The organism is Spirochaetia bacterium, from assembly GCA_022482625.1.
In the GTDB taxonomy this organism is placed as follows: Bacteria; Spirochaetota; Spirochaetia; order Sphaerochaetales; family Sphaerochaetaceae; genus Pleomorphochaeta.
Genome location: JAKVOU010000001.1, coordinates 3242609 through 3264966 on the forward strand (window position 1 = coordinate 3242609; position 22358 = coordinate 3264966).

The following is a 22358-nucleotide window of genomic DNA, read 5'->3' on the forward strand; positions in this document are numbered from 1 at the left end:
TAACAAAAAGGCCTTGCCTATATGGCAAGGTCCTTGTTTTTCCCTAGTATGTTTTCCTTTTGCTTTGCCCTGAGTTCTTCAAGGGCAGTCGCAAGCTGAGCATCGGTGATTGCCAGCATTTGGGCGGCAAGCAAGGCAGCATTCTTTGCTCCGTCCACCGCTACTGTGGCAACCGGTATGCCGGATGGCATCTGTACCGTGGCAAGCAGCGCATCAAGTCCTTCCAAGGAACTTGAAGTGGGAACCCCGATTACGGGGAGTGTGGTCTGTGAGGCAAGCACTCCAGCCAGATGTGCGGCTTTGCCAGCTATGGCAATGATAGTGCCATATCCCTTTTCTCTTGCTTTTTTTGCAAAATCCGTGGCTTCATCAGGGGTTCTATGTGCACTATAGATATTGCATGTATAGTCGATGCCCAGTTCTTTCAGGGTCTGTGCAGTTTCCTTTGCCAGAGGAAGGTCGCTGTCACTTCCCATGACGATGGCTACTTTGTAGTTCATAGGCTCCCTTTCATTGAAAATATGCCGCCAGAGTATCGGCTGTGGAAAAGAATTGCAACAGGAATGGAACAAAAAAAACAACATTTTGGAATTTGTTGCAACAAATGGCAATTCCAATACGATAAATTCTTCTCGAAAGGCTTTTGATGTTGCAGATAAAACAATTTTCCATTTCAAGTATTTCATTTTTGTATTTATACACTAAAAACATAAAGAATGAAAAAAAATAAATATTTATGCATAACTATCTTGATTTTATTGCATAAATATGTATTATGCAGATTAAGGAGAATGATATGATTGAAGTAGGAATCATCGGTGCCACGGGGTATGCCGGTTCACAGTTGACAGCAATACTGGCAAAACATCCGCAAGTGCATCTTTCTCACCTTGCTTCACATTCCTATGCAGGGGAAAAGATGTCTGATATATACCCGGGATTGGCCGGTAGCTGTGATCTTGTTCTTGAGGAAGAAGATCTGGAAAGCTTTGCCAAACGATGTGCTGTAGTGTTCTTGGCACTTCCTGCCGGTATTGCCGCAAAAGAAGTGACGCAGTCAGTTGTGAACAGTACGTTGCTGATAGACCTCGGTGCCGATTTCCGACTCAAGGATCCTGCTTGCTATGAACAATGGTACAAGAAACCAGCTCCTTCTCAGCAAATTCTTTCACAGGCTGTCTATGGGCTTTGTGAGCTGTGTGACCACGATTTGATTTCAAAATCATCTCTTATTGCAAATCCTGGTTGCTATACTACTTGTTCCATTCTCTCTTTGGCGCCTCTTCTTAAATACCATCTGGTTGAATCTGAGGTAATCAATGTAAATGCCTTGAGCGGTGTGTCAGGTGCAGGAAGAGGGGAGAAAGTGGCGAACCTGTTCTGTGAAGTGAACAGTTCCTGCAAGGCCTACGGTGTCAGCAGCCATCGCCATACTCCTGAAATTGAACAGGCGTTGGGTGAACTTTCCGGCCAGAAAGTCACTGTACAGTTCACTCCTCACCTGGTCCCGATGAACCGCGGTATCCTTGCTACCTGCCAGGCAAAGCTGAAAGCTGGAGTCAATCAGATACAGGTCGATGAAGCCTACCACAATATGTATGATGGAAAGCAATTCGTACATCTGATGGGTAAACGACCGCCGGAAACCCGTTTCGTCCTTGGTACAAACAGAGTTGATATCGGGTACGTCATTGATGAAAGGACAGGCTGTTTCATTGCCATGGGGGCATTGGACAATCTTGTCAAGGGTGCTGCCGGACAGGCTGTACAGAACATGAACATCCATTTTGGACTGGAAGAGAACATGGGATTGGAACTTCTGTGTGCCAATCCCTACTGAGTGGGGAACATATGTTTGAAATATTGAAGAAAGGGCAGGGAGGCGTTACTGCCGCCAAGGGCTTCTCGGCAAGTGGAGTTGCCTGCGGCCTGAAGAAACGGAAGAAGGACATGGCAATGATCTATAGTGCAGTTCCCTGTACGTTTGCCGGAGCTTTTACTACTAACCTTGCTGCAGCAGCTCCTGTTGCATGGGATAGAAAGCTTGTTGCTGAAAGTACCACCTGCCAAGCCATTGTCGTCAACAGTGGCAATGCCAATGCCTGTACCGGCGAAAAAGGTTTGTCCGATGCACATGATATGGCAGAAATCACTGCTGAAGCACTTGGTATAGCGGGCAAGCAGGTGCTTGTCTGCTCAACGGGTGTCATAGGCGTTCCGATGCCGATGGATACCATAAGGAAAGGTATAGGTTCCTGCATCGAAGCCTTGGGAACAGACTTGTCCCATGGCTTGGATGCTGCCACGGCAATCCTTACTACCGATACCCACGACAAGCAGGTAGGCGTTACTTGTAAGATCGGAGGGAAGACAGTAACTATCGGAGGCATGGCAAAGGGGTCAGGGATGATCCATCCGAACATGGCTACGATGCTCAGCTTCATTACTACCGATGCCTGTATTTCAAAATCTGCCTTGCAGAAACTTCTTGGGCCTACCATTGCCCAGTCTTACAATATGATCAGCGTCGATGGGGATACCAGTACGAATGATACGGTACTGGTCCTTGCAAACGGACAGAGCGGCGCCACAGAACTTGAGGAAGGCTGTGAAGGATGGGAAGATTTCAAGGATGCCTTTACCTACGTCCATACCTATCTTGCAAAGGAAATTGTCCGTGACGGGGAAGGGGCCGGAACGTTCATTGAAGTTACGGTCCGGGGCGCACGCACACTCAAGGATGCAAGAACCTTGGCAAGGTCCGTTGTCAGCTCCAATTTGGTAAAGGCTGCGTTTTTCGGCAGCGATGCAAACTGGGGACGGGTCGTCTGTGCAATGGGGTATAGCGGGGTCGATTTCGGCATAGGTCATCTCAAGCTTTCCTTTGTCAGCGGAAAGGGAGAGGTGCTGGTTGTCGACAAAGGCCTTCCCATTCCGTTTGATGAAGACTTTGCCAAGCAGATCCTGTTGGAAAAGGAAGTCAAAGTTGTGGCAGAGCTGAAAGACGGCGATGCCACAGCAACTGCATGGGGCTGTGACCTTACGTATGACTATGTCCGTATCAACGGTGATTATAGGAGCTGAAGGGTGAAGGATTCAATTGAAAAGGCAGAGGTATTGATTGAGGCCATTCCTTATATCCAGAAATTTTCGGGTTGCACCGTAGTGGTAAAGTATGGCGGTTCTGCTATGGTCAACCCTGAATTGAAGAAGTCGGTGGTCAAGGATCTTGCCATGCTTAAGTATCTTGGCCTCAATATTGTTGTCGTCCATGGCGGAGGGAAGGATATTTCCTCATTCCTTGAGAGAATCGGCAAGAAGAGCAAGTTCGTTGACGGACAGAGAGTAACAGATGAAGAAACTGCGGCCGTTGCTGAAATGGTGCTTTCCGGTTCGATTTCAAAGATGATAGTCCAGGAACTTGAGGATGCCGGTATCATGGCTGTGGGGATCAATGGGAAAGATGGGCATTTGCTTCAGTGCAGCAGAAAGCCCGGACCGAAAGGTGAAGACATCGGTTTTGTCGGTGAGGTGGAGCATGTCAATACTTCCTTGGTCAGGAACCTGATGAGCGAAGGTTATGTTCCTGTTGTTTCACCTGTTGGTTTCGGTAATGACGGAAAGACCTATAATATCAATGCTGATTACTGTGCTTCCGCTCTTGCAGGAGCCTTGGGAGCCCAGAAACTTGTCTTCCTTACCGATGTCGAAGGCATTCTGAGGGATAAGGATGATCCATCGACCAGGATTGCCCGTCTGACCAGAAGTCAGGCTGTTGATTATCTGGCCAATGGTGTCATAAAGGGCGGAATGATTCCGAAGGTAGAATGTTGCCTTTCTGCCCTTGAGCATGGGGTAACTTCCGTCCACGTATTGGATGGGCGGCTTCCACATTCCATGTTGCTTGAAATCTTTACGACAAAAGGAATCGGAACGATGGTAGTCAAGGATGACGAGGAGAACCAATTATGAGTGATATGCAAGAACTTATATCGGAAGGACAGCAGTTCGTTGCCCATACCTATGCACAGGTCCCTGTGGTGTTCAAGAGTGGGAAAGGTTGCTGGCTCTATGATGTAGATGGAAAGGCGTACCTTGATTTTGTCGGTGGAATTGCCGTCAACATACTGGGATATGGAAATGAAGGCTTGATGTCTGCCTTGAAGAAAGTGCTTGAAGGTGGAGTCCTGCACTGTTCCAATCTCTATTGGAACGAACCCGAAATCACTGCAGCAAAGAAACTGGTAGCCCTTTCAGGAATGGACAATGTGTTTTTCTGCAACAGTGGTGCTGAAGCAAATGAGGCTTCCTTGAAACTTGCCAGGAAATATGGAGCCCTGCATGGGGGAAAATATAAGATTATCAGCATGCAGCATTCCTTCCATGGCCGGACTTACGGTGCTATTACGGCTACAGGGCAAGAAAAATACCATAAGAATTTCCAACCATTGCTTTCCGGCATTGAGTATGCTATCTTCAATGATCTGGATTCAGTCAAAGCCTTGGTCGATGAGAAGACTTGTGCGGTATTGGTCGAACCTATTCAAGGTGAGGGTGGCGTCATCCCTGCAACTGTAGAATTCCTTGAAGGTCTGAGAAAGCTTTGTGATGAAAAAGGTCTCCTGCTGTTGTTTGATGAGGTGCAGTGTGGCATGGGCAGAAGCGGTTACCCGTTCTGCTTCCAAGGGTATGGCGTTCAGCCGGATGTAGTGGCCTGTGCCAAGGCTGTTGCAGGCGGTGTACCTTGTGGTGTCATGCTCAGTCAAGGAAAAGCCAGTACCGTATTCGAACCAGGAGATCATGCCTCGACGTTCGGAGGAAATTTCCTTGCGGCAACGGGTGCCAGCTATATAGCAGATATCCTTGCTGATCCTGCCTTCTGTGCATCAGTGAGGGCGAAAGGTTCCTATCTCAAGCAACAGCTGGAGAAGTTTGTCGAAAAGTATCCGGCACTCTGTGTTTCGGTCCGTGGCAGGGGACTCATGCTTGGTCTGCAACTTGCGATTCCTCCTAGAAAAGTTGTTGATGCTGCTTTTGAGAAACAACTTTTGGTGCTTAGTGCAGGTAGTGATGTGCTGCGCTTCGTTCCGCCTTTGATTGTTTCCAAGGAAGATATTGACAGGTGTATTGCTATCCTTGATGAGGCCTTTGCCTCATTGGCATAATCTGCTTTCATTTTGATAAAAGATCCGACTTGTTTGTTGGGTTGGATCTTTGTTTTACAAAATAGTTATTTATAGAAAGCGTAATTGATTTTGTGACTAAAATCCCAGTTATTACTATATTAGTTCAATATATCAATCCTTTTTAGGAATTATAGTTTGGAATCTTATTTTCAGTATCACAGAGGATGTTGTCAGCCAACTGTACGGTTGGTTCATCAGTTGTTGCCAGTTTTATTTCTTTTTCAAGCGGTATCATGGACTGACGTTCCCAATCTTTGAGATGACTTGGGAAAACAGGGAAATTCCTTTCCTTGAAAGGTTGTGGGACATAAGGTGGCAGGATGCCCAGTTTGTCTTGTTGTACCATTCCGGGATGTCCCCATTCTTTTTCCTAATTTTTTAGTTCTTCATAGTATGGTCTGCTAATTTCTGTATATGTATCCTTTTGATCACAAAGGAGGTTTTCCGCTTCATTACCTGCTTGTGTAAGGTCAAACAGTTCCATCTGTCCGTCACCGAAAAAGTAATTGAACTTGAATTTCCCGTCTGTGATGCTGAGCCATCTTTTATTCCCCTGATTATATTCTATGATTTCCTTGTTTCTGTCTCTTTTCTCTTCCGAGGAGAAAAGGCTTTCTCCTGGCAGTTTGATTTCAGCAGGATAAGAAACTTGGGTTATGTCCAGGAATGTCGGTAAGATATCATATAAATCAATGAAAGCATTGTCACTGACCTGAAGTTCGTTTTCCTTAGGAGGTTTGCAGATGAAAGGAATTCTGCATGCTTGATCATATGGTAGGAATTTCTGGAATGTACCATAGTCGCCGAGCATTTCACCATGGTCTGAAGTGAAGATGACCAACGTATTGTCGTAAAGGTCTTTTTCCTTAAGCTTATCGATGATTTTTCCGATTTGGTAATCGACAAAAGCAACTGAACAGTGATAGAGCCTGACAGCTCTCCTGAATTCTTCACGGCTACTGAACTCTGCAATTGCCTTGTTTCCTTCTGCGATGGCACAGAGCGGAGTCTTTGATGCCAAAGGGGCAGGTAACTCTATATCATCATATAGATGCGCCCAGTCTGCCGGTACATTGAACGGGGGGTGGGGAGCAATGAAGGATGTCCAGTACATGAATGGCCTGGATCCATCCCTTTCTTCAAGGAGAGCAATGGTTTTGTCTGCCACAAAGGAAGAACCATGGAGTTCATCTGGGAGCAAAGACTGTTGCGGCCGCATGTAGAGGTAATTTCTGACACCATGGACAGAAGCTATATTTCCATAGCCATTTGCAGCCAAATACTGCAGATATTCATCGTCTTCCCTGTATTTTGGGTATTCTTCCATGAGATACATTCGATTGAATCCATGGCTGCAACGTACCGGGGCAAAGTGCATTTTCCCTATTGCGACCGTATCATAGCCTGCATTGTTCAAGAGTTCGGAAAGGCCGGAATATTATAGGGAAGATGTTTTTCATCATTGAAATAGTTATGGTCAAAGCCATGGAACCGGCTGGGAAGACCGGTCAGAATACCATGCCTTGCGGGGATGCATGCAGGATTTGGGGAATATGCATTGGAAAATAATTTTCCGTCAGCTGCCAAGGCATCCAGATGCGGCGTCTTGAGCTGAGGATAGCCATAGTAGCCCAAGGTATCTTTTCTTTGTTGGTCGGTAGTAATGAATAGTATGTTCGGTGTTTTCATCTATGTGAGGTGTCCTTGTTCCTTATGGTTTGTTTTATTGGATTTCCGTTGTCGGCTGGGATGGAACTTACGTCGTTTCCATAGGCAATGGGCTTCGCAAGCAGATTTTGCTAGATTGTTTTATGACTATTGATCATATTTATATGTTCATCTTTGTCATTGATGTGATCAAATAGGAAAACCGGCTTTTTTTTATTGATGACCAGTTTCCATCTGCCATTGAAAATCATCTGGTCTTCTTTGTACTGGCTGACGATTGATTCTCTTTTTCTGTTTGAAAGAAGGCTTGTCCCTTCCATTGGAAAATCTGGTTCAATATCTTGGCTGTCTAGGATAGTCGGTCCTAGATCGATAAGTGAAACCAAATCTTGGCAGACAGCACCTTTTCTGTCATCCAATCCTTTGATGACCAATGGTACTTTGACGGCAGGATCTGTGAAATTTTTCTTGTAAAGTCTGCCGTAATCACCGTTCATTTCACCATGATCGGAAGTAAAGACAATGAGGGTATCATCATAGAGTTTCCTGTCTTTCAAAAGCTGGAATATCTGTCTGATCTTTGTATCTATCATTCGGACTTTGCCTGCATAGTTTTTCCTTAGTGCAATTGCTTCTTCCTGCATGATATCAGGATATGGTTTTTGATCATCCCATGAACAAGGTTTTCTGGAAGGCTCGTCCTGAAGTTTCGGACGGGGAGCCGGAAAGAAATCATTATCGAATGGTTCGCTGTACTTACGTGGACTGTCCCAAGGATCATGCGGACCGACAAAACTGACAGCACAGAAAAAAGGTTTGCCAACATCTACGGCTTCAAGATATTCCATTGCTTTGTCCGCCGGATAGACATCTGGGTTGAGATGTTCCGGTAGGATTGACGGAGTATCCCGCCGATGTTTGTTGTCATATCTTTTCTTTTAAGTTACTTTCATAATCATTGACGAGCCTTGCTTTTTCAATTTCCTGATGGAGGTATGATTTAAGCTTACATAGAGTCCTAGGCCCTGGAATTTCGTCTATGACATCGATACCGAGCTCATGTTGGTAGCCTTCCATGTTCCTCTTGTCAGGATATGCACCATTGTAGCTGTAGTCATGCGTCTTCCCGAAGGTACTTGTTTCATAGCCGACTGTCTGCAACTGCCGTATCCAGTTCCCAAGTCCGAGATTGACGATAAGAGGTGAATTGTCCATGATGCCCAGTTGTCTGGGATAGAGTCCTGAGACTCATGTTGATTTCCTAGGCCAGTTTTTCCTTTGTAATGGGAATTCTATATTTTCTTTTGGAGTTGATATCATTTCCATAGGTAAGGAACAGGTAGTTGAGTAGGATATGCCTGTTCGTATATGCCCCGCTGTTGCCCATTGAGGAAATGGATGGATACATTCGCTTTGCAAAATAGGTCACGGCTGTCTTGTATGCACTGAAGTCATTCTCAACCCACTGCCTGAAATCTGATTTTGTCATTCGTAGAAAAACTGATGGCTTTGTTGTTTCTACCGTGGAGGTTGCATACTTTTCTTCTGCAAAAAATTCCAATAGACCTGTAAATCCGGGAGCTTGCGTTACTGCAAAAGAAAAACTTCTGCCATTTTCATACTCATTCAGTACCTGTATCTCTCCTTCAAGCAGTATGTATATGTATTTGTTTTCCATTCCCTTCTGAATTACGGTTTCATTTGCAGGCAACGAAAGGAGTTCTCTTAGTTCTGCTATATCGGCAGGTAGCTGTTTGAACAGGTCTCGGCACCATTGTTTTTTTTTCGATGTATTGCTCAATCTGAATCATGTGTCAATTATAGAAATTGTATGGCACAAAACAATGTCAAATGGCAGATTATCAATATTGTTTGCTGAAATATCTGATTTGTGCATTATTTTTCTTATATATAAAGGACTAACGATTCTTTTTTATAGTTTTTTGGTTGAAGATATTTCTGTTTTTGCTACTTTATTGCCTTTACCTATGGCAGTGTTTGGCAGTTTTTTGTTTCAGGAATGTTTCCGTGAAGATTGTCTGTAGACCATACGAGTGCGACTGAAGAAAGTAGAGAAAGGGACATAAAAAGACTCCCTACGCATGTAAGGAGCCTTAAGCGAGAGCGACGGGTATCGAACCCGCGATCTTCGGCGTGACAGGCCGACGCGATAACCAGCTTCGCTACGCCCTCGAACTTGTGTTAACATATCTGAAAGAAGTCCTGCTGTCAATACCCTTTTTAAAAGTCGTTGATAAATCGTCTGTCACATGGCAAGGAAAGTGGATTTTGTCTAGGGCTGTGCTGTTTTCTGGTTTTTCCTACTGACGATTTCTAAGCATTCTCATTGCATTGAGGATTGCCAGCATGCTTACTCCGACATCTGCAAAGACTGCCATCCACATGGTAGCTAGCCCAAATGCACCAAGGATCAGTATGGCTATTTTTACTGTCAGGGCAAATACAATATTCTGTCTTGCAATTCTTACAGTCTTGCGGGAAATCCTGATTGCCTGAGGAAGCGTTGCAAGGTCTTCACCCATGACAACCATATCACTTGCTTCAATTGCAGCATCACTGCCCAGTGCTCCCATGGCAATGCCTACATCGGCGGTAGCGATTACCGGAGCGTCATTCATTCCATCTCCGATGAATGCTACGGTGCCGCCTTGCTGCTTGATCTTGACAACCTCAGCTACCTTTCCTTGAGGAAGCAGCTGTGCCTTCGCCTCATTGATGCCGACTTCTGCTGCAACTTTGTCTGTATTGGCCTGACTGTCTCCGCTGAGCAGGTAGGTACGTCTGATCCCCAATCGCTTGAGTGCCTGGATGACCTGATCAGTATCTTTCCTCAATATGTCTCCGATTCCTACAGTACCTAGGTACGTACCCTCAGCGGCTACGTGTATGAGTGTTGCTACGGAAGCCATCGGTGCGATTTCATCGTAAGGAAGAGCTACCTGCAGTTGCTTCATGAATTTTTCATTGCCCACCTGGATGAGTCTGCCATCGATTTTTGCTTCCAACCCCATACCTGCGAATTCTTTTGTTCCTGAAAGATGCCGTTGTGCTTCCAGGTCAGTGGTCAGTGAATAATGTCTGTCCTTTCTGATTGTTTGCTGGTTTGCTTCCCATTCTCCTATGATGGATCTTGCAATAGGATGGTTGGACTTGCTTTCTGAAAGTGCAGTGAGCCAGAGCAAGTCTTCTCTACTTGTGTTTTTTGCCGTATATATGCCGATCAATGAAAAACTACCTTTTGTAATGGTTCCTGTTTTGTCAAATGCTACGTAAGTGACTTTTGCGAGCTTGTCCATGAAGCTTGATCCCTTGACCAGTATGCCTTTCTTTGCCAGAGCACCTATACCGGCAAAAAATGTCAACGGTACCGAAATGACCAGGGCACAGGGACATGATACGACGAGAAAGACAAGTGACCGGTAGATCCAGGTATCCAGTGGCTTTCCGAGCAAAAGGACAGGTATTGCAGTGAGGGCAATTGCCGAAAAGACGACAATCGGAGTATATACCTTTGCAAAGCTGCTTATGAATGTTTCGCTTTTTGATTTTTGCTTCCTGGCTTGTTCGACAAGCTGAAGTATCCTGCTGCTTGTTGATTGGCTGAATGATTTCACAGTCTTTGCCTTGATTAGGCCATCATTGTTGATCATGCCGGAAAGCAGCTCGGTTCCCGGTATTGCCTGCATAGGCATTGCTTCCCCTGTAAGAGATGAAGTATCGACTGAAGACTTTCCTTCTTCAACGAGACAGTCGATCGGGACCCTCTCTCCTGGTTTGATTTCCAGCAGTTCCCCGATGAGTACGGTAGCAGGGGCTACCGACAGGACCTTACCATTCCGATAGACTGTTGCTTTGTCACTTACCATTTTTCTCAGGGCGTCGATGGACTGGTTTGACCGGTGCATTGCCCTGTGTTCCAGATATTCTCCCAGCTGGTAAAAAAGCATGACCGCAGTACCTTCAGCCATTTGCCCAAGGGCAAAAGCTCCCAAGGATGCAATGGACATCAGGAATATTTCATCCATGAAGTCTATTTTCTTCATACCTTTGATTGCCTTCCATAGGACATCATAGCCACTGATGAGATAGGCTATGATGAAAAACTTTTGATTTAAAAGGAATCCTAGGGTGAACAGGATACTGCTGGCGACCAGCCTTGTCTGAATATTTGGTTTTTTTTTCATCTGTACTCCGATTCATTTGAATATCTATTCAAATGATTTCTGGTCCAACTATATATGAATAACTGTTCATATGTCAATAGGCAAATTGTCTGAAAAGAAAATTTCGTTTTTTGAGGTGTGATTTAAAAAGATGTATATAGAAGTTCTTGCAGCATGCGCAAAGATGCATCGGTCTTTCAGGTTCTCGGATATACTGCTATGGTTCCGTAAGCATCGACAGCGACTGTACCGCCACGAAGCAGAAAAGGAAAGTGCTTCAGGCCAACATATCTCATTTTATATCTGATCTGTTATTTTGGTTCTATTTGGCAAATGCATTCCCTTTTTTTTATGATGAAACTGAACAAACCCTTCTGCGGTCATTAGCAATTATATGGTAGATAGAGAAAAATGATTTTTGTTTTTCTCTTGTCCTGTTCGTGAGAAGGGTAGGAGAAAAAATGCTTTGAAAAACAACAGGGATTGCAAGGCTAGTAAAGGCAAACTGGAAAAATGTGGGTGAAGTAGGATTCATATGAAGAAAAACCGATGGTTGCTTATCCAAGATCGGAAAAATACTGTTTTGGAAGTTTATACTGAGGTGGATTTATTCTGTGGCTTTTTTTTCAAGCTGTTGGAGGGGTTCAAGTATGGTATGTTCCAGTGCAGAGTTGATGACGGAATCCACATGGCCGTCGTCAAAACTATAGTAGATGTTTTTTCCGTCACGACGTGATTTTACGACTCTGGCTTTTCTAAGCACATTGAGCTGATGTGAAACTGCAGAGGGACTCATGTTGAGCTTTTCACAGATTTCGCTTACACAAAGTTCCTGTCCTTTCAAGACAAGTATGATTCTCATCCGCGTCGGGTCACCGAGCACTTTGAAGAATAGACAACATTTGTGTAGATTGCTTTCGTTGATTTCCATCTGTGTTTCCTGCATAAGCTATTAAAAATATATTCCTTGCGTTCTACCTTCGTCAAGTCATGATTTTCCTCTTGACGGAATGCGATGTGTCTGTGAATATGTCAGGCAGAGTATGATTGTATCTCTGGCAGCAGATGAGGAGGGTATGTATGAATTTCCTTGCTTTCGGTGAAATACTTTGGGATGTTTTCAGTGATGGACGTCGGTTGGGCGGTGCTCCGCTGAATGTTACCGGGCATATAGCAAAGATGGGAGGACAGGCGACTATCATCAGTGCTCTTTCAGATGATGAGTTGGGCAGGGCTGCCCTGTCGGACATACGGGCCTTAGGCATAGATGACAAGTATATCAAGCAGTCAACATATCCGACAGGCAGGGCCGATATTGTCCTGGACTCCAATGGTGTTCCTACCTATGAATTCAATGATCCTTGCGCTTGGGATGATATTACTCTTACATCGGTACAGCTTGCAGAACTGGCTTCCTGCCAATGGGATGTATTTTGTTTTGGCACTCTTGCCCAAAGATCCGAGGGTTCGCGCAGGACGCTTGAGCAGTTGCTTGATGTGATTGATAGCAGGATTTTCTTTTTTGATGTTAACCTCCGTAAGCATTTCTACAGCAAGGAAATATTGAAGAATGGAATTTCAAAGTGCAACATTCTCAAGATGAATGATGAGGAAGTCCCTATAATTGCAGAAGCGTTGGGCTTCACGGGGGCAGACATTCCTTCACAGATTCTTGAAAGTCACACAACAATGGATATCATCCTTGTTACAGAGGGCAAGAAGGGCACTACAGCCTATACCAGGACGGGAAAGGTTCATAAGGATGTTGCCAAGGTGAAAGTCGTGGATACCGTAGGTGCAGGCGATAGCCTGTCAGCGGGATTTCTGTTTTCACTGTCAAAGGGCGACAGCCTGACAGATGCCGTGCGCAAGGCTTCCGACCTGGCTGATTTTGTCGTATCGCATGCCGGTGCCATTCCTGAATATGACCAATCAGTCCTTTCAATGTGGAAATGAACAGAAGTGGATATCGGGATGTCCTTCCGATATACGTTGGGCAACCATGCCGGAGCGGAAGAAAAATCTTTGTGTCGATTACCGTGTTCGGATGTTGTATACGTTGTGACTCAATAGAGAGGGAGTATATATGAAACCGACATTGGTAGTAATGGCTGCAGGATTGGGCAGCAGATATGGTGGAGTAAAACAGATTGATTCTGTCGGACTCAATGGAGAGACTTTGCTGGATTTTGGGGTATATGATGCCCAGAAATCCGGATTCGGCAAGGTCGTATTCATTATTCGTAAAGATATTGAAGCTGATTTCAGAGAACGGCTTTTTGATAGGATAGCCGCGAACATGGATGCCAGCTATGTCTTTCAATCCCTTGACAGCCTGCTGACACCTACACAGATTGCTATGAGCAAAGACCGACATAAACCTTGGGGTACCATGCAGGCTGTGCTCTGTGCCAGAGAGCTTATCCATGAGCCGTTCTGCGTCATCAACAGTGATGACTACTATGGGCGGCAAGCTTTCAGCCTCATGGAAGAACATCTTTCACACCTTGAACCTGACAGTTGCGAACATGCAATGGTCGGTTATATCCTTGAGAATACTATGAGCAAAACAGGTTCTGTATCCAGAGCAGTTTGTCAGGTCAAGGATGGTTTCCTTACCAGCATGAGGGAGAATACCAGCATTGAGTTTGTGGGTGACCAGATAATCAGCCACTTGGATGGTAAGGATTTTGTGCTGAGTGGCAAGGAATGGGTTTCCATGAATTTCTTCGGTTTTGCAACTTCAGCATTTGACCATTTTGAAACTTACTGGCATGAGTTCTTGGAAAAGAATATTACGACAGAGAAGAAGGAATGCTATTTGCCGGAGGGAACGAGCTGGATGGTTGCCAATGGTTTCGGACGTTTGCGATTCTATACGACAGAAGAAAAATGGTTCGGCATGACCTATGCACAGGACCGCACGTTGGTCCGTCAGGCTCTTTCTGCCAAAATTGATGAAGGCTATTATCCGCGCAGGCTATGGAGGGAATCATAGCTTTGCAGAGAAGTCAAGGTTGGCTTTGCTTAGACCGTCAAGGAGGGGTATGCAGTCTGTGGCAACGACCAGAGTGCCAAGGATGTCTTTCTTGAGGAATCCTTCTTCCATACTGTGTCGCAGTTGTTGCAGCAGGCCGTCATAGAATCCGTCGATGTTCAGTATGCCGACCGGTTTCCTGTGATAGCCGAGCTGAAGCCACGTATAGACTTCCATCAGCTCTTCATAGGTACCGATACCTCCTGGAAGAGCTATGAAGGCATCGGCACGGCGGTACATCTGAGCTTTCCTCTCATGCATGTCCTTGACGATGATTCTTTCCGATTCAACCTGCTTGTTGCAGACTTTCGGAAGGTTCAGGCTTTCCGGGAGTATGCCGATGACATAGCCACCAAGAGATGAGAGCGTATCGGCCGTTTTTCCCATAAGGCCTAGGTTGCCGCCGCCATAGATGAGACGTATGTTTCTTTTGTATAGTTCTTTTCCGAGGTTGACTGCTTCTTCCGTGAACTTTTGATTGTTCCCTGTGGAACTTCCGCAGAAGACGGCAAGTGAATTGATAATATTCATAGGTAAAGCATAGGGAAGAATGGGAATCTAATCAACAGGAAGAAATATCGGAAGGATTTTCAGGCTGAATTATAAAAAAAAGAGGAAAAAAGTAGAGAATTTGTTTTTTTTGCATTATAATACTCTCGTTGCTGGTATTCCTATGGAGATTTGTTGAGTGTAACAGATAGTGGGTATATACTGTTTTCTGTAGCAGAAGGGCAGTAGTATTTTGTTTTTCTGTTGCTTGGAATCGTTTGGAAAGAGGGGATGCCCTGAACTTACTTCATGCAACATATTTTTATTATATTGCATCCAAGGAGAAAGAAAGAATGAAAAAGAAGTATCTGACTGTATTGGCTTTGTTGCTATTGCTCCCGTCGATGGTTTTTGCTACAGAAGTGGCAATTACATGGGAATGGATGCAGGATGATCCAAATGTCACATGGTTCCGTTACCAGCTTGATGGTCAGGATTCCAGCAAATGGACTGTTGTCCCTGCTGATACGACATCCTATACGGTCCAGCATCTTGATGGTTCGAAATCCTATACATTATATCTTCAGCAGAGTTATGATGGCATGAATTGGTCGGGAAGTTCCAATTCCGTAGCCAAAGCCTATGATCAACCAGTTGAAGAAGCTGCGGCTCCAGTACAGCCGGTAGCTGACGAGCAGGTAGCGGCCGCTGCATCTACGGAAACGGCAAAGGCAGCATCAACGGCCGAAAGTGAATCTGCAGCATCTGTTGCCGAGAAGACTGAACAGCCTGCTGAAACTGAAGCACAACCTGCCGTGGCAAGTCAGCCTGAGGAAGTTCCTGCTGTATTGACGGAACCTGCTGCTGAACAGCCTGCTGCTGCACCAGTAGTTGCAACAGAAGAAGCACCGGTTGTCTCAAAGAAGAAGAGCAGTGGCTTTGCTCCTTCCATTTCCTTGAATGCAGGTGCCCTATGGCTTTCTGATGATGCGGTTTTCACTGCTGCTTCTGCTGGTGCCTATGAATCATATGCCTTCCAGGCTGGTGGTATCATTGGTCTGAATAGAATTGTCAGCTTGGGTAGCAATCTGAGCCTAGGCATTGATCTTCGCGGTGATCTGATTGGGTATATGCCTACCGGTGGCAGTGTTTCCGATCTGGAGTTCTCTGGACGGCTTACCTTTATTCCTGAACTGGAGTATACACGTGGCAGGTTTGTTGCCAAGATAGGGCCGCTGCTTGGCTTGAATGTCGGAGGGACATCTTCCAAGTATCATCTTGAGGCTGACATTGACACGGATTACAGTGACCATTTTGCCCTTGAGTATGGTGCATCTCTTGGTTTAGGTTATAAACTGACCGATCACTTGATGCTGAACCTACAGGCTGAGGCAAGGCATGCCACACTTGACCGTTCCGTTACCGAGGCATGGTACTTTGGCGGAGGATTGGGAATCGGTTATACGTTCTGAATGTAGAGTTTTTATGAATATAGAGGGTAACAGAAATTCTGTTGCCCTTTTTCTGTAGTAAAAAGAGTGATTTTGATTGAAAACAAGGATCTATCTGCTATGGATAACTCTTGACGATAGGTTTTTCAGTTTGTATCATACGTCCATGAACGGATATGCTTCATTTGCTGTTTTTCTTTGGAAATACATGGTGTGAAGCGTAAGATGATAGCGGAAGTTTTTTTGTAGAATCATCAATGCAGAAACTTCTGCATGGTTGGAACTTTTCCAATGTAACAGAAAAATGAAAGCGGTACAGGTATGGTAACCGAGGAACAGGTCTACATGACTGTCCGCCAAGCTCATGACATCAGATTTGATGCTGTTGATTGGATTAGGTAGGATGAGAACAGGGAATATCCTGTCGAAAAAGCCTAGTTCCTGAGGCAAAGAGAAATGGAACTGGGAACGGATGACCGAAGGTAGGTAAGACGTTTATATGAAATCAGGCCGAATGCAGCGTTGCATCGACTATATAAGGTTCAATCAGGAAGCAGAGGGCTTTGCTCTCTCGGAAGATGAGGAAGCAGACATACGACGTCTGTTCGACGGGGAAGTAAGTGCTGACGGTCTGATACAGACCTTTATTGAACGGGAAGGATTGGCAGATGAACATTTTATCCCGCAGCCACCTGACAGGTCTTTCTATCCTGGCACTCATTGCTTGGTGAATTATTTTAACCTGAAAAACAGAAACAAGTTACGGAAGCTGGTAATCTATGCTGTGTCCGTCAGGACTGCCCAAATGCTTGCAGAGCCTTTTGACGGAGGATATGACTTTGATTACCTGAAGGCAATCCATGAACATCTGTTCGGAGATATCTATCCTTCTGCAGGAACCATACGTACGACACTTGCTGCCAAACGTACAGAATTCTGTAGGCCGGAATATATTGAAGCTTCTGCAAAAGATATTTTTGACAGACTAGCATCTGATCATTTTCTCCGCAAGCTTGATCGTGATATTTTCATCAGTGACCTTGCATATTATATGGGAGAAGTTGAAGCACTCCATCCGTTCAGAAGTGGCAATGCCCCGGCAACGAGATTGTTTTTCATTGACCTGGTGTATCAGGCCGGTTATCGGTTGGACTGGGGCGAAGCGGATGCTGATAGATTGCTTGAAGCTGATATCTGTGCCATCGACGGTGATTATCAGCAGCTGATTGATGTACTTTCAGAAATCCTAGTCACTGCCGATTGAACATTTCTTGGTAAAACAGAAACAATTTCCTACAGGTCTGGATGCTTCCGGACGTTGGTTTCCTGATATGGGAGGCAACGTCCGGAAAAAGCTTATTTCGGTGTTTTTCTGATGATCACTTTTCTGACGACCTTCGCATCATTGACCTTTATCACAGCTCTTTCCTTGATAAGGTAACATTGATGGATTTTCTGGTTGTTTTCAAAGTCATCGCCTATGGTTTCTGCAGAAATATCCCGTACGTCAAAATCCTGCCAGATGTAATCATCCAGTATGAACTTACGGAAATTATTACTGAAAATCAGGACACCTGCGGGAGCAAGATGCATCATGCAGGCTTTGACAAGTCTGCGTTGGTCGCGCAATACGTCGAATTCATCTCTTCCTGTACCGTTTGAGAAAGTCGGCGGGTCACAGAAAATGACATCAAAACGGTCATAGGTATCGTAAAGATACGTCAGACAGTCCTGCTTGTAGAAAAAGTGATTCATTCCAGTCAATCCGTTGAGTTCCATATTTTTCTGAGCCCAGTCCAAGTATGTGGAAGATGTGTCAACTGAAACAGTACTGAGTGCACCACCCAAGGCTGCCTGTACCGTAGCAGTACCCGTATAGCAGAACAGATTGAGGAATCTTTTTCCGTTGCATATCTGCCCGATCATCTTGCGTACCGGACGATGGTCAAGGAAAATGCCAGTATCCAGATAATCGGTATAGTTGACCAAGTATCTGGCTCCGTTCTCATGGATGATGAAAAAGCGGTTCTTGTTGCCAAGCTTCTGGTACTGGCTGAGACCTTTTTGCCTGCTGCGTTCCTTGACATGGATGTTTTCGATATCAATTCCCGTTGCCCTTTCGGTTGCATCAATCAGTTCCTGGAGCCTTCGCTCAGTATCTTCCTGAGGAATTGAAGCAGGAGCTGCATATTCCTGGAGATTGATTACCTTGTTCCCATAGACATCTATCGCCGCGTTGTATTCTGGAATGTCGGCATCATAGATTCTGTAGTTCGTAACTTGCTGCGCTTCCATAAGCGGACGCAGATGCTCGAGGTTCCGGCAAAGCTTGTCATAGACGATCTTGGCTCCTTCGCTCAAGGGCCGGGCCAGCCTTTCCGCTTTTCTCTGCATTGCCTTTTCAGCCAAAGCTGCCTTTTCTTCCTTACTGAATACATAGTAATGGGCAATCTGACAACCTATGTTTCCGTTCAGGACACGATTTGTCCTATCTGGTTTCATGTTGACGAAACTGAGCAGTTCCTGTGTACCACAGAGGATGGAAACATACCAACCGCCATAGAACGTATTGATGGTTTCTCCCATTTTTGAATAGAGGCTTTCCAGTCCATGTGATTCCAGTCTGATTCCATAAGGTGGATCGGTGATGATATATCCCTTTTCGGCAGGAACATCATCGGCTGTCGTCTGTGTGAAATCTTTCACGGCAAATTCAATCTTGTCATCGACACCAGCAGCCTTTGCATTCTTTTTTGCAATCTCTATCGCCTGAGGATCGATGTCCCAACCGTAGAATTTGAATTTTCGGCTTGCGCCTTCTTCTTCATCCTTGATTGCCTGGTCAAGTACTTTCTGCCAGATTTCCTCATCATGGATGGGGAGTTTCGTAAAGGCATATTTGTCAGGGTCTATCAGACCCGGAGCTACCTTGCCTTCCCAAAGGGCTGCTTCAATCAAAACAGTTCCTGCTCCGCAGAATGGATCAAGGATTACAGGTGGTTCCGTCTGCTGGGGATTTTCAAGTATTTTCCTGACTTCACTTCGTTTGACCAGAGTTGCTGCCAGAGATTCCTTGAGTATGGCATCGGTAAAGGCAATGCGATAACCTCTTCGGCTCATTGATTTGCCGCTGAAATCAACATAGTAGGTGACCTGTTCATTTTTTACCGAGATATGGAAAGTGACATCAGGGTCATCCCTGCTGACATCCGGTCGTGTACCGTCATATTTGTCCCTGATACGGTCAACGATGGCATCCTTCAGCCTGATAGCTGCAAAATGACTGTTTTTCAGCCATGGACAGTCCCATACCGAGTTCGTGATAGTAAATGTTTTTGTCGGAGAAAGCCATGTTTCCCATGGAATCTTGATTGCTGCTGCATAAAGTTCATCCGCATCATGTATTTCAGAATTCTCATAAAGTGCCAGCAATAATCTTGAAGCACATCTGGATTGCAGACAGAACCTATAAGCGGCTTCAAGGTCGCCTTCCCATTCTACGCCACCGCTTGTAATCATGAAGTCAGTAGCGCCGGCTTCCTTTACTTCCTGTTCCAGAATGTCTTCCTGGTTGGCTGCACACGTTGCATAAAAAACCATATTTACTCCTTGACTGCTGCTACTTCAGCAGTTTGATCAGTTCGTCCTTTGTGAACTTGTATGTTGAATTGCAATTGAAGCAGACCAATTCCAAGGGAAAAGGTCCGTTTGCAAGTATATCATCTTTTTCCTTTCGGGGAAGCTTTGAGAGGTAATGTGCAAAGTTTTCTTTTCTGCAGGGGCAGAAGAACTGTACCGGCGTACTTGACAGATATTCGGCAGTCGGAAAATTTTTCTGTACGTAATTCCTGACTGAAGAACCTTCTGCAAGCTGTCTGCCTAATGAGGGCAGTTGCTTTGCTTTTTCTTCGATTTCAGAGAGTACATGGTCCTTGCACTGCGGAAGGATCTGGAGAAACAGTCCTCCTGCTCCTTTGATCGTACCATCCCCGGCAAAGTCAATGGAGAGGAAGAACAGGGACGGAGTCTGTTCGCTTTCCCTGAAATATAGAGAAAGATCCTTTGCAAGGTTACCATACTGCAGCATGACCTGTCCGGTAAAAGGTGCCTTGTTCCCTTCGATAAGCTTGGAGACTGACAGGAAACCAGGTCCGAAAAGGGGACTTATATTTCCGTTTTCCAAAGGTTTTTCCGGTACTATGGGATGATTTTTCAGATAACCGCGCACCCAGCCTGTTGCACAGGCTTCTACGTATATGCCCTTGATCGGTCCCGCACATTCAACGGTCAGCTGTACCCTGTCTTCTCCCTTGACCGTAGCACAGAGCAGAGCCCCTGCGAGATAAGCCTGGCCCAGTATGTACGAATCAAGGACGTTCAGCTTATGGTTCGCGCGCATTTTGTTAAGCATGAGGCTGCCGTTGACGGCAGTACAGCGGACTTGGGAATCATACAAGAGAAAGGTTTCCCTGCTGTCTGCTGAAATCGAGGCAAGATGCTGCCTTAGGCTTTCGTTTTCAATCTGTGAGTCAATCATACCTCAAGAGATTAGGATAAAGCTGTTTTTTGCACAAGTATCAGAGGTCTCGATCTTACCTGATATTTGATTGCTTATATACAAGTTATCAGATAAATATCAGTTCTTTGTATCTGTTGTGACTATTTGGGACCTTTGTCTATTCCTTTTTTTTGTCTGTAGCCTTGAAGTCTTTAATATTGTATATTCATAAAGGAAAGATCTATGTTTTGCTTATGAACTTCAACAGTGCAATATAGTGTTTTCCTTATCCAATTAGTTTAGGAGAGAAAAATTGAAGCAATATCAAAAAATGATATTTGCCATACTTGCGGCTGGTTTTTTTTTGTTGCCAGCTTTTGGACAGCGATTGGAAGATATGATGCAACAAGCATTGAAAGATAGCCCTCGGATAAAAAATCTGGAATTGGCAAAAGATAGCATCATGCTGTCCATTCGCAGCAATGAATTGAAGAATGACAAGGTAAGCTATACGGTCCGGCCTTCAGGTTCTTATGTTGACAACCATTCGACCAGCCTGAATTCAATCAACTTTGGACAAAGCGGGAATGATTTGGTATCAATCACCATTCCGGGTTCCCATACCGCAGAGAGTGCAGAAGATGCCGAAGATACCACGGTAATAGGACTTGGTGCCTGGGGTGGCTTGGAAATAGGAGACAGCGGTCCTGCTGGTGAGGTAGGCGCCTCTGCAGGCATTGCCCATACGTTCCTTTTTGGCAATTATGACGAACTTGCCAAGCAACTGAACAACAGAAAACTGGAATTGGGGGCAACCCAGACTTTTGAAAGGGGAAAGAACAGCTTTTTGTCTTCATTGCTTTCATATGTCCGTTCTTCTGTGGCGGCTGAAAAAAAACAGGCTCAGGTAACCTATGAAAAGAAAAAGCTTGAAGAGACTGTTGCCCATGGTCTGGAACTGCAGGAATATGACAAGACAAGCCTGACCTATAAATCCAAACAGGTCCAGGTCAAATCCTATGAGGGTACCTTGGAAAGCTTGCGTCAGCAGCTTGACAGCCTGCAGAAACAGTTTGAGGCTTATGCTGGTTTTTCGTATGTACCGCTTGATCCTGATGATATTGCAGCACCTGCATTGGCAATGCCTGAAGAGGTGCAAAAAAGTCTGTCATACCAGATTGCAGAACTTAAACTTCAACTTGCACAGGCGGACTATGACCAATATGGCATTATGGACAAAAGGACAAATATGGCAATTTCCGGGAAGGTAAGTGCAATGTCCACGCCCGGTTATTACTATACGTATACAGGGACTGATGGTTCTGAATACCAAGTGTTCATCGATGACGGTTATGCGACTACGACAGGCTCTGTCGGTTTGCAGTACAATGGCAGAAACTGGAGCCTAGGTGGAAATCTTCAGGCTAATGTAGTATATGATGACGCTGAACTTAGCCTAGGGACTACGAGTCTGACTCTTTCAGGGAGCTTCAGCAATGATGTGACAACCAGCAGACGCAAATTGGAACTGGAGACTGCCCGAAATACCATCAATGTAGCCCAGCTTGACCTGGAAGATCTGCAACGGACTGAAGCCAATGATTGGGTTGCATTTTCCGATGATGTGGCTGATTGGCAATTTTCCTATGAACAGCAGAAAAATACGTTGCAACTGGATAAGGAAAACTTGACATTGCAGGAGTCTTTGCAGGCCCATGGCCTGGCTGATCAATCCACAGTCGATGATGCAGCACAGCAGGTGACATCAGATCGATATGATCTGATGCTGATGGAAATTGACGGGTATGTACTGGCTTTGAAAGTCGATGCCCTTATGTTGTAGGA

Annotated in this window: 23 protein-coding genes and 1 tRNA gene; 10 read left to right on the plus strand and 14 right to left on the minus strand. The window is 45.1% G+C overall.

Annotated elements, in window-relative coordinates:
• Window positions 1-17 precede the first annotated feature (17 nt).
• Window positions 18-500 carry a 5-(carboxyamino)imidazole ribonucleotide mutase gene (gene purE / locus LKE40_14710; GenBank protein MCH3918679.1) on the minus strand — a complete coding sequence of 161 codons (483 nt, stop codon included), beginning with the start codon at window positions 498-500 and terminating at the stop codon, window positions 18-20.
• A 296-nt stretch (window positions 501-796) separates the two neighbouring features.
• On the opposite strand from purE, the gene argC reads away from it, so the two are divergent.
• Genes argC through LKE40_14730 form a run of 4 tightly spaced genes read left to right on the plus strand, consistent with a single transcriptional unit; the run spans window position 797 to window position 5165 of the window.
• Complete coding sequence (gene argC / locus LKE40_14715; protein MCH3918680.1) at window positions 797-1840, plus strand: N-acetyl-gamma-glutamyl-phosphate reductase; 1044 nt, start codon at window positions 797-799, stop codon at window positions 1838-1840.
• Window positions 1841-1851: 11 nt separating this feature from the next.
• The gene (gene argJ / locus LKE40_14720; protein ID MCH3918681.1) at window positions 1852-3084 is read left to right on the plus strand and encodes a bifunctional glutamate N-acetyltransferase/amino-acid acetyltransferase ArgJ; all 1233 of its coding nucleotides are present in this window, start codon (window positions 1852-1854) and stop codon (window positions 3082-3084) included.
• 3 nt (window positions 3085-3087) lie between these two features.
• Entirely contained in the window at window positions 3088-3972 is an 885-nt protein-coding gene (gene argB, locus LKE40_14725) for an acetylglutamate kinase (protein MCH3918682.1), read from the plus strand.
• A complete protein-coding gene (locus tag LKE40_14730; GenBank protein MCH3918683.1) occupies window positions 3969-5165 on the plus strand; it encodes an aspartate aminotransferase family protein in 1197 nt (398 codons plus the stop codon). Before argB ends, LKE40_14730 begins: the two co-directional genes overlap by 4 nt.
• A 142-nt stretch (window positions 5166-5307) precedes the next feature.
• On the opposite strand, the gene LKE40_14735 is transcribed toward LKE40_14730, so the two are convergent.
• From LKE40_14735 to LKE40_14760, 6 genes are all read right to left on the minus strand, one after another.
• The gene (locus LKE40_14735) at window positions 5308-5532 is read right to left on the minus strand and encodes a hypothetical protein (protein MCH3918684.1); all 225 of its coding nucleotides are present in this window, start codon (window positions 5530-5532) and stop codon (window positions 5308-5310) included.
• 24 nt (window positions 5533-5556) lie between these two features.
• Window positions 5557-6603 carry a sulfatase-like hydrolase/transferase gene (locus tag LKE40_14740; protein MCH3918685.1) on the minus strand — a complete coding sequence of 349 codons (1047 nt, stop codon included), beginning with the start codon at window positions 6601-6603 and terminating at the stop codon, window positions 5557-5559.
• Window positions 6600-6875, minus strand: coding sequence for a sulfatase-like hydrolase/transferase (locus tag LKE40_14745; protein ID MCH3918686.1), 276 nt, complete (start codon window positions 6873-6875; stop codon window positions 6600-6602). The genes LKE40_14740 and LKE40_14745 overlap by 4 nt, the downstream gene beginning before the upstream one ends.
• A gap of 110 nt (window positions 6876-6985) precedes the next feature.
• Window positions 6986-7702, minus strand: coding sequence for a sulfatase-like hydrolase/transferase (locus LKE40_14750; protein ID MCH3918687.1), 717 nt, complete (start codon window positions 7700-7702; stop codon window positions 6986-6988).
• Between the two features lie 76 nt (window positions 7703-7778).
• The gene (locus LKE40_14755) at window positions 7779-8069 is read right to left on the minus strand and encodes a hypothetical protein (GenBank protein ID MCH3918688.1); all 291 of its coding nucleotides are present in this window, start codon (window positions 8067-8069) and stop codon (window positions 7779-7781) included.
• A gap of 46 nt (window positions 8070-8115) precedes the next feature.
• Window positions 8116-8655 (minus strand): cyclic nucleotide-binding domain-containing protein, encoded by a 540-nt coding sequence (locus LKE40_14760; protein MCH3918689.1) that lies wholly within the window; start codon window positions 8653-8655, stop codon window positions 8116-8118.
• Between the two features lie 43 nt (window positions 8656-8698).
• Between LKE40_14760 and LKE40_14765 the strand changes: the two genes are divergently transcribed.
• Window positions 8699-8899, plus strand: a complete 201-nt coding sequence (locus tag LKE40_14765; GenBank protein ID MCH3918690.1) for a hypothetical protein — start codon at window positions 8699-8701, stop codon at window positions 8897-8899.
• 74 nt (window positions 8900-8973) lie between these two features.
• Here the strand turns inward: LKE40_14765 and LKE40_14770 are convergent.
• From LKE40_14770 to LKE40_14780, 3 genes are all read right to left on the minus strand, one after another.
• Window positions 8974-9047, minus strand: a tRNA-Asp gene (locus LKE40_14770).
• 128 nt (window positions 9048-9175) lie between these two features.
• Window positions 9176-11059, minus strand: a complete 1884-nt coding sequence (locus LKE40_14775) for a heavy metal translocating P-type ATPase (protein MCH3918691.1) — start codon at window positions 11057-11059, stop codon at window positions 9176-9178.
• A 586-nt stretch (window positions 11060-11645) separates the two neighbouring features.
• On the minus strand, window positions 11646-11969 hold the full coding sequence (locus LKE40_14780) for a metalloregulator ArsR/SmtB family transcription factor (GenBank protein ID MCH3918692.1): 324 nt from the start codon (window positions 11967-11969) through the stop codon (window positions 11646-11648).
• 149 nt (window positions 11970-12118) lie between these two features.
• Between LKE40_14780 and LKE40_14785 the strand changes: the two genes are divergently transcribed.
• Together LKE40_14785 and LKE40_14790 are read left to right on the plus strand one after the other, a co-directional pair.
• Window positions 12119-12994 (plus strand): carbohydrate kinase, encoded by an 876-nt coding sequence (locus LKE40_14785; GenBank protein ID MCH3918693.1) that lies wholly within the window; start codon window positions 12119-12121, stop codon window positions 12992-12994.
• 130 nt (window positions 12995-13124) lie between these two features.
• Entirely contained in the window at window positions 13125-14036 is a 912-nt protein-coding gene (locus tag LKE40_14790) for a hypothetical protein (GenBank protein MCH3918694.1), read from the plus strand.
• Here LKE40_14790 and LKE40_14795 read toward each other — a convergent pair.
• Window positions 14031-14606 (minus strand): TIGR00730 family Rossman fold protein, encoded by a 576-nt coding sequence (locus LKE40_14795; protein ID MCH3918695.1) that lies wholly within the window; start codon window positions 14604-14606, stop codon window positions 14031-14033. The genes LKE40_14790 and LKE40_14795 overlap by 6 nt on opposite strands.
• A 311-nt stretch (window positions 14607-14917) precedes the next feature.
• Between LKE40_14795 and LKE40_14800 the strand changes: the two genes are divergently transcribed.
• Complete coding sequence (locus LKE40_14800) at window positions 14918-16036, plus strand: hypothetical protein (protein ID MCH3918696.1); 1119 nt, start codon at window positions 14918-14920, stop codon at window positions 16034-16036.
• Window positions 16037-16171: 135 nt separating this feature from the next.
• On the opposite strand, the gene LKE40_14805 is transcribed toward LKE40_14800, so the two are convergent.
• Window positions 16172-16375 carry a hypothetical protein gene (locus LKE40_14805; GenBank protein ID MCH3918697.1) on the minus strand — a complete coding sequence of 68 codons (204 nt, stop codon included), beginning with the start codon at window positions 16373-16375 and terminating at the stop codon, window positions 16172-16174.
• Between the two features lie 139 nt (window positions 16376-16514).
• Between LKE40_14805 and LKE40_14810 the strand changes: the two genes are divergently transcribed.
• The gene (locus tag LKE40_14810) at window positions 16515-17279 is read left to right on the plus strand and encodes a Fic family protein (protein MCH3918698.1); all 765 of its coding nucleotides are present in this window, start codon (window positions 16515-16517) and stop codon (window positions 17277-17279) included.
• Window positions 17280-17371: 92 nt separating this feature from the next.
• Here the strand turns inward: LKE40_14810 and rlmKL are convergent, their stop codons facing one another.
• On the minus strand, window positions 17372-19615 hold the full coding sequence (gene rlmKL, locus LKE40_14815) for a bifunctional 23S rRNA (guanine(2069)-N(7))-methyltransferase RlmK/23S rRNA (guanine(2445)-N(2))-methyltransferase RlmL (GenBank protein MCH3918699.1): 2244 nt from the start codon (window positions 19613-19615) through the stop codon (window positions 17372-17374).
• Window positions 19616-19634: 19 nt separating this feature from the next.
• Complete coding sequence (locus LKE40_14820; protein ID MCH3918700.1) at window positions 19635-20552, minus strand: Hsp33 family molecular chaperone HslO; 918 nt, start codon at window positions 20550-20552, stop codon at window positions 19635-19637.
• A 274-nt stretch (window positions 20553-20826) separates the two neighbouring features.
• Between LKE40_14820 and LKE40_14825 the strand changes: the two genes are divergently transcribed.
• A complete protein-coding gene (locus LKE40_14825) occupies window positions 20827-22356 on the plus strand; it encodes a hypothetical protein (protein MCH3918701.1) in 1530 nt (509 codons plus the stop codon).
• The last annotated feature ends 2 nt before the right edge of the window (window positions 22357-22358 follow it).

Excerpts from the sequence above, each read along its gene's own strand:
- purE (MCH3918679.1), bottom strand. The coding sequence starts at position 500 with ATGAACTACAAAGTAGCCATCGTCATGGGAAGTGACAGCGACCTTCCT.
- argC (MCH3918680.1), top strand. The coding sequence starts at position 797 with ATGATTGAAGTAGGAATCATCGGTGCCACGGGGTATGCCGGTTCACAG.
- argJ (MCH3918681.1), top strand. The coding sequence starts at position 1,852 with ATGTTTGAAATATTGAAGAAAGGGCAGGGAGGCGTTACTGCCGCCAAG.
- LKE40_14730 (MCH3918683.1), top strand. The coding sequence starts at position 3,969 with ATGAGTGATATGCAAGAACTTATATCGGAAGGACAGCAGTTCGTTGCC.
- LKE40_14735 (MCH3918684.1), bottom strand. The coding sequence starts at position 5,532 with ATGGTACAACAAGACAAACTGGGCATCCTGCCACCTTATGTCCCACAA.
- LKE40_14745 (MCH3918686.1), bottom strand. The coding sequence starts at position 6,875 with ATGAAAACACCGAACATACTATTCATTACTACCGACCAACAAAGAAAA.
- LKE40_14750 (MCH3918687.1), bottom strand. The coding sequence starts at position 7,702 with ATGGAATATCTTGAAGCCGTAGATGTTGGCAAACCTTTTTTCTGTGCT.
- LKE40_14755 (MCH3918688.1), bottom strand. The coding sequence starts at position 8,069 with ATGGACAATTCACCTCTTATCGTCAATCTCGGACTTGGGAACTGGATA.
- LKE40_14765 (MCH3918690.1), top strand. The coding sequence starts at position 8,699 with ATGTCAAATGGCAGATTATCAATATTGTTTGCTGAAATATCTGATTTG.
- LKE40_14775 (MCH3918691.1), bottom strand. The coding sequence starts at position 11,059 with ATGAAAAAAAAACCAAATATTCAGACAAGGCTGGTCGCCAGCAGTATC.
- LKE40_14780 (MCH3918692.1), bottom strand. The coding sequence starts at position 11,969 with ATGGAAATCAACGAAAGCAATCTACACAAATGTTGTCTATTCTTCAAA.
- LKE40_14785 (MCH3918693.1), top strand. The coding sequence starts at position 12,119 with ATGAATTTCCTTGCTTTCGGTGAAATACTTTGGGATGTTTTCAGTGAT.
- LKE40_14790 (MCH3918694.1), top strand. The coding sequence starts at position 13,125 with ATGAAACCGACATTGGTAGTAATGGCTGCAGGATTGGGCAGCAGATAT.
- LKE40_14795 (MCH3918695.1), bottom strand. The coding sequence starts at position 14,606 with ATGAATATTATCAATTCACTTGCCGTCTTCTGCGGAAGTTCCACAGGG.
- LKE40_14800 (MCH3918696.1), top strand. The coding sequence starts at position 14,918 with ATGAAAAAGAAGTATCTGACTGTATTGGCTTTGTTGCTATTGCTCCCG.
- LKE40_14810 (MCH3918698.1), top strand. The coding sequence starts at position 16,515 with ATGAAATCAGGCCGAATGCAGCGTTGCATCGACTATATAAGGTTCAAT.
- rlmKL (MCH3918699.1), bottom strand. The coding sequence starts at position 19,615 with ATGGTTTTTTATGCAACGTGTGCAGCCAACCAGGAAGACATTCTGGAA.
- LKE40_14820 (MCH3918700.1), bottom strand. The coding sequence starts at position 20,552 with ATGATTGACTCACAGATTGAAAACGAAAGCCTAAGGCAGCATCTTGCC.